Genomic DNA, 10,950 nt, shown 5'->3' on the forward strand with positions numbered 1-10,950 from the left:
GCATTGTTATGGCTGAGACTTTTTAGAGAACATTCAAATTTTCGAAATAAATTTGAAATAAAAATTTAAAGACATGCATATAAAATACATGTAACAATTTATTTTAGATTTTTAATAGTAAAAAATAACATACACTTGTAACGCTTTCGGTTATTGCGGCGCCTACGAAAGACGCAAGGGCATGAGACTCGCCATCGATGTGCCTTTCGCTTTCAGGCAGTGGACCCGACACACGGGTTGCCGACATTTAGGCCTCTGAGGGGCACGGCTACCGCTCGTTCGACTCACGTCGACTCACCGCCGCAACCGGTTCCCCAGCACGAACCCGAACAGCCCCATCAGCACGATCCCGGTCCCGCCCTGCACCCCGACGAGCAGGTTGGTGACCCGGCCGACCGGCTTGATGCCGATCTCCGGCGGGTTCGCCGTCATCATGTTGAGGGCGCTGTAGCTCATGAGATCCAGGAGGTTGTAGGTCGCCGTCGTACCGCCCTCCGGGATCAGCCCGCCGGTGAGGCCGTAGAGCCCGCCGAAGACCGCGATCAGGATCGCGAAGGCGCGGAACAGCCGCGACAGGCTCTCGCCGTAATCGCACAGCCACTCGACGAAATGGTCGGCGAGCCAGCGATAGCCGTGGCGAAGGAATCCCTTGCGGTCGCGGGCGGCCTGAGCGGCGCGAAACAGCGCACCGGCATGGAGGCGGCCCATGCGGCGACGGCGACGATAGGCCCAGCCGGCCTCGTCGTGGCTGCCGATGCTCTGAAAATTCTGCTCGAGGGCGAGATAGCTCGCCTTCGCCGCCTCGTACTCGCCGGCCAGCTCCTCGCCCACCGCCTCGCCGATCTGGGCGGCGCGAAAGCGGGTGCCGTTGAGCCAGGCGCCGGCGAAGCGCGCATGGCGAAGACCGCAGGAGGAGAGATCGAGCCGTACCAGGGTTGCGGCGGAGAGATCCGCACCCGAGAGATCGGCCCCGTCGAGCTTGGCGCCGGTGAGCACGGCGCTGCGCAGGCGCGAGCCGGTGAGTCGCGCCTTGGTCAGGCTCGCTCCCTCGAAATCGGCGTGCGTCAGGTTGGTATCCGTCAGGTTCACCTCGTCGAGGCGCGCCCCGCGGAACTTGGTGTAATCGGCATCGGCGCCGGTGAAGTCGGCGCCCCACAGGTCGGCGCCGGAAAAATCCGCGCCGTCGAGGAGGCTGCGGGGCAGGCGCGCGAAGCGTAAGGCGGCATCGCGAAAACTCGCATCTTCCAGCATCGCCTCGGTGAAATCGGCCTGGCCGCCGGCCACCCCATTGAAGCGGGCGCCGCTGAGATCGGCCTTGCCGAAATCCGCCTCTTCGATCAGCGCGCCGGAAAAGTCCGCCGAGCGGGCGAGCGCGCCCGAGAGCCGCGCCCGCTTCAGGGTGGCGCCGGTGAGGTCGGCCTGTTCGAGGTCGCTGCCCGGGATCTCGGCGCGAGCGAGGTTCAGGCCCCGGCGCTCCGCATCCCACCAGCCCGAGCCGTCGGCGAGCGGCGCGAGACGGTCGCGGCTCAGGTCGGCGTCGCGCAGGTCGAGGGGGCGGCCGTCCCGGCAAAAGGGGCGGCCGTCCTGGCTCGCGATCTCGGCGAGGAGCGCGTCGGTGCGCGGGTCGAGCGGGGGAATCGGCCGGGTCTCCACTCTCACATTTCCTGGTGCAGGCGGATCCGCGCCTTGAACGCCGCCCGGATATGGGTCCGCGCCGCCGCCTCGGCACCGTCGCCGTCATGGGCGCGGATCCGCGCCACGATCGCCGCATGCTCGTCGATCACGGCCGCAGCCCGCTCTCCTTGCGCAAGGGTCGTGCCGGAGAGGAGCACGAGGGAGAGCCGCATCGTCTCCAGCGTGCCCTGTAGGAAGCGGTTATGGGCGCAGGCGTGGATCTGGCGGTGGAACAGGCGGTTGGTGCGTGCCAGCGCCGCCGCATCGCCGAGAAGGCCCCGGTCGCGCTCGACCATCTCCTCCAGGATCTCGACCTCGATCGCGCTGGCATGGATGGCGGCGAGCCGCGCCGCCGTGCCCTCCAGCACCTCGCGCAGGTCGTAGAGCTCGGTCACTTGCGCGTAGTCGAGCCGTGCCACGCTGGCGCCGCGATGCGGCTCGTGCCGCACCAGCCCCTGCGCCTCCAGCCGCGCCAGGGCCTCGCGCACCGGCGTGCGGCTGATCGCGAAGCGCTCGGCCAGCTCCGCCTCGCGCAGGCGGCTCCCGGGGGGCAGCTCGCCCTCCTCGATGGCGCCGAGCAGGCGGTCAAAGGCGCCTTGGGCCCCGCGCGGCCCGCCCGATCCCCGCTCCGTCATTCCACCCCGTCCTCGACCTCGCCCGGGATGTGCGCGAGGGCGCTCGCCGCGACAAGCCGGCAATCTTGCATACAGTCGCATACAATAGCATAACGGATGCAGGAAGAACGCCATGAACACCGGAAGGGACTTCGTCGTCGTCGGCTCCGGCAATGCCGCGATGAGCGCAGCCATCGCCGGGCGCGAGCAGGGACGCAGCGTCCTGGTGATCGAGAAGGCCGGGCGGGACCTCGCCGGCGGCAACACCGCCTACACGGCGGGCGCGATGCGCTTCGTCTATGACGGCGCCGAGGATCGGCTGCCGCGTCTCGGAGGCCCGGACGACCTGCGCTTGAGTCGCACCGATTTCGGCGCCTATCCGGCCGAGCGATTCGCCGCCGATCTCCTGGGCTTCAACGACGGCCGCCCCCGGAGCCGCGAGCAGCAGGCGCTGATCGCCGAGAGCGACGACGCCGTGCGCCGGCTCGCCTCGCGGGGGGTGAAGTTCGAGCCGATCTATGCCCGCCAGTCCTTCGAGAAGGACGGGCGCCACGTGTGCCGGGGCGGGCTGACCCTCGCGACCCGCGGAGGGGGCCACGGGCTCGCCGAATCCGGGCGCGCCGCCTTTCGAGGCGTCCCCGGCCTCCATGCCTGCGGCGAGATGGTCGGCGGCGTGTTCTTAACCGGCCATCCAGGCGGCTCGGGCCTCACCTCCGGCGTGGTGTTCGGGCGGCGGGCCGGGAAGGGGGCGGCGCGGGTGGGGTGAACGAGCGCTGGAGCCTTGCCCGACGGCACCGCCACGATGAATGACAGCGAGGTGCGTCCGCCAAGATCGGATTGTCCACTCGCGACCTCATCCTGAGGTGCCGCAGCGTAGCGAAGGCCTCGAAGGAGGGCTCCAGAGAGCCCTGAGACTTCTGGAGCCCTCCTTCGAGGCTCGCTTCGCTCACACCTCAGGATGAGGTCGAGGGTGGGAAGAGTCGGAGCCGGCCGGGAACGGGTCCCGCCATGGACCGTGTTGCAACGCCACCGGTCGGCGCTGCCGGTTTCGTCCTCCGGCGGCGCGGCGCTCTTATATCAACGATCGTTGAAAACGACCGTTGGTTCCGTTCTCGAATTTTCGCCAAGACTTTGGTTTGGTGTCGAAAATCCGAGATGGGTCAACGGTCCCGTCGATCTCGGGCTTGCCCGAGACCGAATCGATGCGTCAGCATCCTGGGCCGTCGGTATTACGCCTCGTCGAGTTCGAGCGCTCGGATCACCTCCGCCACCCGCCCCCGCGCCTCGTCGCCGAGCGGCAGGATCGGCCGCGGCGGCACGGACTGGGTCAGGCCGAGGAGGTCGGCGCAGGCATACATGACCCGCAGGCTCGAATACTGCCGGAACAGAGCCCAGAGCGGTTCGAGCCGGGCATCGAGCCGGCGCGCCTCGGCGACGTCCCCCCGCCGCACGGCCCGGACGATCGCGACGGCGGCTTCCGGGAACATCCCGGCCACCACGCTGTACCAGGCCTCCGCACCGGCGATCAGCGCCTCGGTCGCGGTCCAGTCGCCGCTATAGCCCAGCGAGAAGCCCGGCGGCACTGCCGCGCGCAACGCCGCGAGGTGACCCGCCACCGCCTGCGGCTCCTGCCCCGGGCTCTTCACCGCGACGATTCCGGGCACCCGGCTCAGGCGGCCGATCAGCTCCGGGCCGAACCGGAAATGGGTGGTCGAGGGATTGTCGTAGAGGCAGAGCGGCAGGCCGCTCTCCTGCGCCACCGTCGCGACATGCGCGAACACCTCGTCGTCGGTGAGCGGCGTGTAGGAGACCGCCGCGAGGAGGCCGGCCGCGGCCCCGGCCGCCCGGGCATCCTGGGCCAGCCGCAAAGCCTCGTCGGTCCGCAGCGCGCCGATTCCGGCCATCACCGGCACGCGGCCGGCCGCCTCGTCGAGCGCCGCCTCGAGCGCCCGGCGGCGCTCCTCTCGCGTGAGGTAGGGATAGGAGCCGGTGCTGCCGAGAAGGCCGATCGAATCGACCCCGCCTTCGCACAGCCGGGCGACGAGCCGGCGCAGGGCCGGGCCGTCGACGCGGCCCTCGGCATCGGCCGGCGTGATCGGAAAGGCGGAGAGTCCGGTCAGATGCATGGACGTCGTCCCTGGTTCGAGCGGGCGTCAGGCGGCGGGCCGCCGCGCGAGGGCGAGGCCGACCCCCAAGGCGATCATCGCGGCGCCCGAGGCCTCGCGCAGGCGGCGGACCGATGCGGGACCGGGCGTGACGGCGAGCACGAGGGCCGCCGCGCAGAAGAGGGCGAAGGAGGTCGGATCGGGCATGACCGTCTCGGACAGACTGGGCGCCGGCTGGCACCCGGCAACGGGGCCAATAGCGGCGATCCGGCGGGTCTCCCACGGCCAGTTCCGTGCGATCGCGCTGGTCCAGTTGACGGGAACGGCGAGCGCCCGGCGAAAGCCGTCTCGTGTGACGCCCGAGGCCGCCGGCCTCAGCGGCGCCGCGGGCCCTGGACGAGCCGATCATGCAACCCGGCCGGCGCCCATGCGATACGGCATTTTTACCGCATCGAAATTTTCGAACCATATTCTTTTATCTGAAATAATATGAATCATTCGCTCATATTCTATTTATAATCGTAAAATTCGGACCTTTCACTGCCGACGCCTCCCTCGAGATCGGCGCAGATTCTATCGCTGTCGAATCTCCTATCGTCATAGCGTGGACGGCGTCGATCGTGTAGACGATGGCCGCACCTCGATACGACCGATCTCGCTCATGGCGGACGATCCGCTCTGCGCTCTATTCTGCGGGAGACTCACTCATGAAGCCCCTCTGCTTCGTCCTGATGCCGTTCGGGACCAAGAAGGACGAGTCCGGCCGCATGATCGACTTCAATGCGATCTACAATCGTATCATCCATCCGGCGGTGATCGCGGCCGGGCTCGACGTCATTCGCGCGGACGAGGAGCATGTCGGCGGCTCGATCCACAAGACCATGTTCGAGCGGTTGATGCTGTGCGAATATGCCATCGCCGACCTGACCACGGCCAATCCCAACGTGTATTACGAGCTCGGCGTGCGCCACGCGCTGCGCCCGCGCTCGACCGTGATCCTGTTTGCCGAGGGGACCAAGCTGCCCTTCGACGTCAGTCCGGTGCGGGGGCTCCCCTACCGTATCGACAAGGGCGTACCGACGGATCCGCGCGCCTGTGCCGAGGCGATCACGCGACGGCTCGTCGTCTTGCGCGACGAGCAGGGCGACGACAGCCCGGTTTTTCAGCTCATCAAGGACATGTTGCCGAACCGCGCGGTCGATCACGAGAAGAGCGACCTGTTCCGCCTCTTCCGCCGGAGCGCCGAGACCGCGCACCGCATCACGGACAGGCTGGCGCAAGCCCGCCTCGCCGGCAAGCAGGCCGTGCTGGACGCCGCGGAGGATCAGGTCTTCGCGGATGTCTCGGTCCTGGAGACCGGCGTGGTGCTCGATCTCTACCTGTCGTTCCGCGACGTGGGGGCGTTCGCCGAGATGGTGTCGCTCTACGAAAAAATGGCCCGCCCGCTCCAGGGCACGCGGCTCGTGCAGGAGCAGTTCGGCTTCGCGCTCAACCGGCTCGGCCGGCACGAGAAGGCGGAGGCGGTGCTGAAGGGCGTGATCGCGCAATACGGGCCGAGCAGCGAGACCAACGGTCTCCTGGGCCGCATCTACAAGGACCGCTGGGAGAACGCCACGAAGGCCGGCAACCGGCCGCTCGCCGACGGTGCGCACCGGCAGGCGGTCGCCACCTATCTCGCCGGCTTCGAGGCCGACTGGCGCGACGCCTTTCCGGGCGTCAACGCGGTGACGATGATGGAAGTCGGGGAGGAGGCGGACCCGCGCCAGGACGTGATTGTCCCGGTCGTGCGCTACTCGGCGTCGCGGAAGGCGGCCGGTGCCTCCGCCGATTACTGGGACCACGCCACGCTGCTGGAGATCGCGGTGCTGGCCCGCGACCGCAAGGCGGCCGGGGCCGCGCTCGCCGACGCGCTGGCCTTCGCCAAGCCGGACGCCCCCTGGGAGCGGGAGACGACGGCCCGCAACCTGCGACTGATCCGAGAGACGCGGGAGAGACGGGGCGAGGAGGTGGAGTGGATCGCCGAGATCGTGGCGGCCTTGGCGCCCTGAGCCCCCGGGCCGGCTTTGCCGAACTGCGATTCCCCTCGCCGCTGCCCCGCCGTCGCGCGGGGCCCGCGGAGCTGGGCCGCACTCGCGAACGTGGCCGCCGGTCTTGCGGCGAAAAAATCCGCGACGCGGCACAATCGAAGATCCGGGGCGGCGCCCGATCGCACGGCGATCGGGCGCCGCTCTCGCGCTCACTGCCAGAGCTTCGTGATGACGAACGACCAGAACGTCTGGATCTGACCCCAGGCGCTCCCCGATGGCGGCTTGAGACCGTAGGCGAGCACGGCAAACCCGACCGTGCCGGCCACCAGGACGAATCCCATGAGCGCCACCCGCGACGGGACGACCGCCATGGCGTCGCCGAGCCAGTGCTGCAGGCCGGGCGGCGCCCCGCCCCGCCGCCGGATCGCGGTCGCGACGACGTAGTCCAGGCGACAATAGAGTGCCGCACCCACGCGCACGATGACGTAGAGATAGACGGCCAGCAGGATCGAGAAGACGACCGCCTGGCCGATGAGCGGCGCTGATCGGCTCACGCCGCGTATCAGATCGGCGATTCCGAACGGCGCGACGACCGACAGCATGGCCCCGCACCCGTCACGACTTCGCGGGCGCGGCGCCGGAGGCCGGCGGCAGGGCGAGGGAGCCCGGCGGGCGCAGGGCCCCGATCGCCGCCTCGATGAGGCCGCCGTAACGCTCGTGCAGGTCGTGCGGCTCGATCACCTTGATGTCGATCAGCAATTTCAGGAAATCGATCTGGCGCTGCCGGTCGCCGGCAAACTGCTCGAGCTTCATGTTGAGCGCGGCGCGGAAGTTCTCGTCCTTGGTCACCAGCGTCTGGGCCAGAAGCTCGTCGGGCGAGTCGAGCAGGCGCACGATCTCCTCGCGGCGGGCCTTGTTGATCCGGGCCTCGGCGGCGTCGGCCTCGCGGACGAGGGTTTCCTCCGCGATCCGGCGCAGGAGGGTCATCGCGTTGGCGTCGGGCCGGACGTCGGCCGTCGCGTCGATGACGCCGATGGCGGGATCGACGGCGAGCGCGCGCAGATCGGTCTCGATCGCGCGCTTGGCCTCGGCTGCGTGGCTCACGTCGGCCCGCAAGGCCCGATCCTCGGCGATGCGCCGGACGCGCTGGGCGAGGAAGCGCGCCGGATCGCCGAGGCCTTCGCTGACGGCCCGGGCCGGATCGACGATCTTCACGGTGAGCTGCACCGCGACGTCGAAGTCGATGCCGGCCCGGACGGAGGCGCAGCGGACCTTCGGCAGGTCGACGGCCTGAGGCCGGACGTCGACGTGGTAGTAGCTGGAATAGCCGCCGAACATGCGCTCGCCCCAGGTCAGGCGTGCACCGCCCGTGAGGGCCACGATGCCCTTGGCGCCGGCCGCCACCACGACGAAACCCGGTTTGTGCGCCGGCATGTCCGGCGTCGGCCCCTCGATCAGCATCATGGATTGCGCACCCTTCAAGAGATGGTCGATAGGATGCCGGCCCGTCCGCGACCGGCCTCGCGGAGGATGGATCAGGAACTGGCGCCGCCGCCGGGCGACGCGGCATCCGGTTTGCCGATTCTATTCGCGAGGCTCGCGATGACCTGTTCCGCCAGTTGTGGATACCGCACCTGGATCTCGTGGGCTTCGATGATGCCTTTCTCCATGGCGAAGGTGAGCATCTTGATCTGCTCGTCGCGCGTCCTCGCCGCGTCGGCGACCATGTCGAGATAGACCGCCCGATAGGTCTCGTCCTTCGTGGCGATCCAGGCCGCCAGGACTTCGCGGGGCGAGCGGAGCGTGTCGAGCACGCCGTCCCGCCTCGCCCGTCCGACGCGCGTCTCCGCACCGATCGCCTGGATGTGCAGGTCGGCCTCGCTCGACCGGCGCATGAGGTCCAGGGCCTTCTCGTCCGAGACGACGCGGCACGAGATGCTCGAGACGGAAACGATCCCGTCGGTCATGCCGTGGGCGAGGGCGCCCCGCAGCCTGTCGCGCACCTTGTCCATCTCCCAGGCGGGGATGGCGGCGGCGATGTCCCGCACCGCCCTGATCAGGGAGGCGGCGTGGTATCCGACGATGTCGCGGATGCCGTTGCGGACCACGGCGGCCGCGTCCTCGACCCGCGCCTCGAAGGACAGCGTCACCCTGAAGGATATGCCCGGGCTCGCCGAATCCACCTCCCACGTCAGTTCGGCCGCCTTCCGGCCGACATCGACCAGGAAGTACCGCTCGCCGCCGCCGAGCAGCCGTGTGCCGAGCGACGATTGCCGGAACGCCGATGCGACCTGCTGGCCGCCCGCCCTGGCCGCCCCGGCGCCGACTTCGGCCGCCTTGCGCATGAACGGCGTGAGCGTGGCCACGACGCGGTTCTCGGCATTGAACACCGACTCGCGCGGCGCGGCCGTCGTCGCGGTCGGGGGCTGCTGCGGCGCCGGGCGGGCGGCCCCGAGCACGCGGGCGCGTGCGCCGTCATAGGCCACGATGACGGTGCCCGGCCGGATGGCCGGCTTCGCGTCGCCGTCGGCGACGATCGGATCGAAGGCAGAGATCATGCGTCGTCAACCGGCGTTGCGGACAGGTCGAGGGAAGGTTCCGCCAGCCGGGTCCGCGTGTAGCGGCGGCGCAGCGTATGGACGAGCCGGTCGCGGTCCCGGTCGGTCGTGCAGGCCACGTAGATCGCGCGGGCCAGCGTGAGGAGCGGGTCCGGGCCGTCCGCTTCGGCGCCCTCCTCCTGCCAGTTCTTCAAGGTGGCCTGTGCCGATTCGCGCGGGCTGAAGGCATCGCTGCCGCCATCGCGCAGGGCCGCCTCGAACACCGCCGCGGTGGCGTTGCGCGTGTCCTCGCGCTCCATCAGAGCCTGGAGGGACAGCAGGCCGTCGACCGTCGCGGGCGCCGTCAGCGGCAGCAACTCCATGAGGTTCAGGAACAGATAGATCGGAAGCCGCTGAGGCGTGCCGTCGTCGGGACGGCATGCCCAGTCCGCCAGCTGGCCGATGAGCTTGCCGAAGTTGAACAAGCTCTGGTCTTCCGTTGCCATGCTCTGCTGGACAAGGTATTCGACCGCCGCCCGCATCACCTCAAGCACCTTAAAGTTTGTGTGCTTCGACTGCGCTACGCGCTTCAGGACGTCGAGGGACAAGCCTTCGATCCGTGAGCCAGTATAGCCGCAGGCGAGTTCGACCGCGGCACGAAGGTGCTTCTGGTCGCGGCTGCCGGTGAGGTCGCGCACGAGGTCCGACACCGCCGATCTCAGCGTCGCGTCGAAGACGGCGATCGACAGGGCGATGTCGGCGACATCCCGGGTCGCCGGATGCTCGTCGAGCATCCAGGGTCGGATGAGATTGTCGTAGACCGACGCGAAGCGATTGCGCGCCAGGGTCCCGATCATCAGCCCGATGCGCAGCCGGGTATCCGCGCCGACCGTATGGGTGAGATGGCCGAGCCAGTCGATCAGCGCGGGACGGAGGCCGTCGAACTCGTCCCAGACATGGAGAAGCAGGTCGTAGGCGCGGTGCGGATCGGCGAAGCGGACGCATTCGATCTCGATTCCGAGCCGGCCATGGGTCTCGGGATAGCGGACGGCGCCGACCGCGGCGAGGCGCTTGGTGCGCGAGGCCAGGATGGTACCGAGCGCTTTCTCGGCACCGGCTTGCGCCCCGAGAACCTCTCCGAGCCGCCTCTCCAGATCGCGGGCGAGGGGTGTCACCGTCGCCAGCGGCGCGCTTTCGGCCACGGCGATCGCGATCGCGGTCGACAGGTCGTCCAGCGATGGACTGGTCTCGAGCCAGTCGCTCGCCGTCTCGGTCTTCGGCTCCTGCGCGATCGTCGTGCCGCGGTTCAACAGACGGCAGACGCGCAAGAACCCTCTGCCCTGCACGAAGCTGTCGAAATCCGGCGTCAGGATGATCTGCCGGTCCTTGATGACCCCCTCGATCCCGATCGACATCGTGAACTCGCCGATCTTCACCGGGATGAGTTTGTCCTGCTTATGGGCCCGCTCGATTTCGACCGCGACGTAGGAATTGTCCGACGCGAACACATTCCGGCTGAGGAAGGCGATGACGTAGTCGGCCGCGTCGATCTCCCGTTCGAGCGCGTCGCTCCAGCGTCGCCCGGGGTCGATCAGCTCGTCCCACCACACGGACAGCCCGGCGCGCTCGAAGGTTTCGACGATCGGCCTGACCTGATCCTGGTCGGCCCTCGAGTAAGAGATGAATAAATTTGCCATGTCGGATTCCTCGATCTCCGCCATAAATTGTGTTTCATCGGGGAAAAAGACCCTTCCAAAAAACGAAAATTCCAGTCGAAAAATAATATGATACGGTGTGCGATTTTGGAAAAATCGTCGATCAAGCGGTTGTTATAATATTGATTTCATCAAAATATGTCTTTTTTGAGAAAAACCGAAGAAAAGAGAAATCGATCCGAAACGCTCGGCCGCCGCACGCCTCGGTCATGCTGACCGATCCCGGGCGCCCGCTGCGGAGCGCGACGGCGCGCGGTCGGCGGAAGGATTGTATGCCG

General features: G+C 68.2%; 11 protein-coding genes. 3 read left to right on the plus strand and 8 right to left on the minus strand.

What is annotated here, in order from left to right; genetic code table 11:
• Positions 1-294: 294 nt before the first annotated feature.
• Positions 295-1,653 (minus strand): pentapeptide repeat-containing protein, encoded by a 1,359-nt coding sequence (locus AC3AOF_RS02300; protein ID WP_488347579.1) that lies wholly within the window; start codon positions 1,651-1,653, stop codon positions 295-297.
• 2 nt (positions 1,654-1,655) lie between these two features.
• On the minus strand, positions 1,656-2,309 hold the full coding sequence (locus AC3AOF_RS02305; RefSeq protein ID WP_236990934.1) for a GntR family transcriptional regulator: 654 nt from the start codon (positions 2,307-2,309) through the stop codon (positions 1,656-1,658).
• Between the two features lie 112 nt (positions 2,310-2,421).
• Between AC3AOF_RS02305 and AC3AOF_RS02310 the strand changes: the two genes are divergently transcribed.
• A complete protein-coding gene (locus AC3AOF_RS02310; protein WP_236990935.1) occupies positions 2,422-3,054 on the plus strand; it encodes an FAD-binding protein in 633 nt (210 codons plus the stop codon).
• 463 nt (positions 3,055-3,517) lie between these two features.
• On the opposite strand, the gene AC3AOF_RS02315 is transcribed toward AC3AOF_RS02310, so the two are convergent.
• Together AC3AOF_RS02315 and AC3AOF_RS02320 are read right to left on the minus strand one after the other, a co-directional pair.
• A complete protein-coding gene (locus AC3AOF_RS02315) occupies positions 3,518-4,414 on the minus strand; it encodes a dihydrodipicolinate synthase family protein (protein ID WP_236990936.1) in 897 nt (298 codons plus the stop codon).
• A gap of 27 nt (positions 4,415-4,441) precedes the next feature.
• Positions 4,442-4,600: a hypothetical protein gene (locus tag AC3AOF_RS02320; RefSeq protein WP_236990937.1), complete on the minus strand. Its 159-nt coding sequence runs from the start codon at positions 4,598-4,600 to the stop codon at positions 4,442-4,444.
• On the opposite strand from AC3AOF_RS02320, the gene AC3AOF_RS02325 reads away from it, so the two are divergent.
• Together AC3AOF_RS02325 and AC3AOF_RS02330 are read left to right on the plus strand one after the other, a co-directional pair.
• The gene (locus AC3AOF_RS02325) at positions 4,599-4,886 is read left to right on the plus strand and encodes a hypothetical protein (RefSeq protein WP_236990938.1); all 288 of its coding nucleotides are present in this window, start codon (positions 4,599-4,601) and stop codon (positions 4,884-4,886) included. The genes AC3AOF_RS02320 and AC3AOF_RS02325 overlap by 2 nt on opposite strands.
• A 214-nt stretch (positions 4,887-5,100) precedes the next feature.
• A complete protein-coding gene (locus AC3AOF_RS02330; RefSeq protein WP_488347580.1) occupies positions 5,101-6,441 on the plus strand; it encodes a TRAFs-binding domain-containing protein in 1,341 nt (446 codons plus the stop codon).
• A gap of 188 nt (positions 6,442-6,629) precedes the next feature.
• Here the strand turns inward: AC3AOF_RS02330 and AC3AOF_RS02335 are convergent, their stop codons facing one another.
• From AC3AOF_RS02335 to AC3AOF_RS02350, 4 genes are all read right to left on the minus strand, one after another.
• The gene (locus AC3AOF_RS02335; protein WP_488347581.1) at positions 6,630-7,022 is read right to left on the minus strand and encodes a hypothetical protein; all 393 of its coding nucleotides are present in this window, start codon (positions 7,020-7,022) and stop codon (positions 6,630-6,632) included.
• Positions 7,023-7,035: 13 nt separating this feature from the next.
• The gene (locus AC3AOF_RS02340; protein ID WP_236990941.1) at positions 7,036-7,884 is read right to left on the minus strand and encodes an SPFH domain-containing protein; all 849 of its coding nucleotides are present in this window, start codon (positions 7,882-7,884) and stop codon (positions 7,036-7,038) included.
• 71 nt (positions 7,885-7,955) lie between these two features.
• Complete coding sequence (locus AC3AOF_RS02345; RefSeq protein WP_488347582.1) at positions 7,956-8,906, minus strand: hypothetical protein; 951 nt, start codon at positions 8,904-8,906, stop codon at positions 7,956-7,958.
• Between the two features lie 68 nt (positions 8,907-8,974).
• The gene (locus AC3AOF_RS02350) at positions 8,975-10,678 is read right to left on the minus strand and encodes a toll/interleukin-1 receptor domain-containing protein (RefSeq protein WP_488347583.1); all 1,704 of its coding nucleotides are present in this window, start codon (positions 10,676-10,678) and stop codon (positions 8,975-8,977) included.
• Between the last annotated feature and the right edge of the window lie 272 nt (positions 10,679-10,950).

The organism is Methylobacterium sp. 142-1Y (assembly GCF_057747795.1).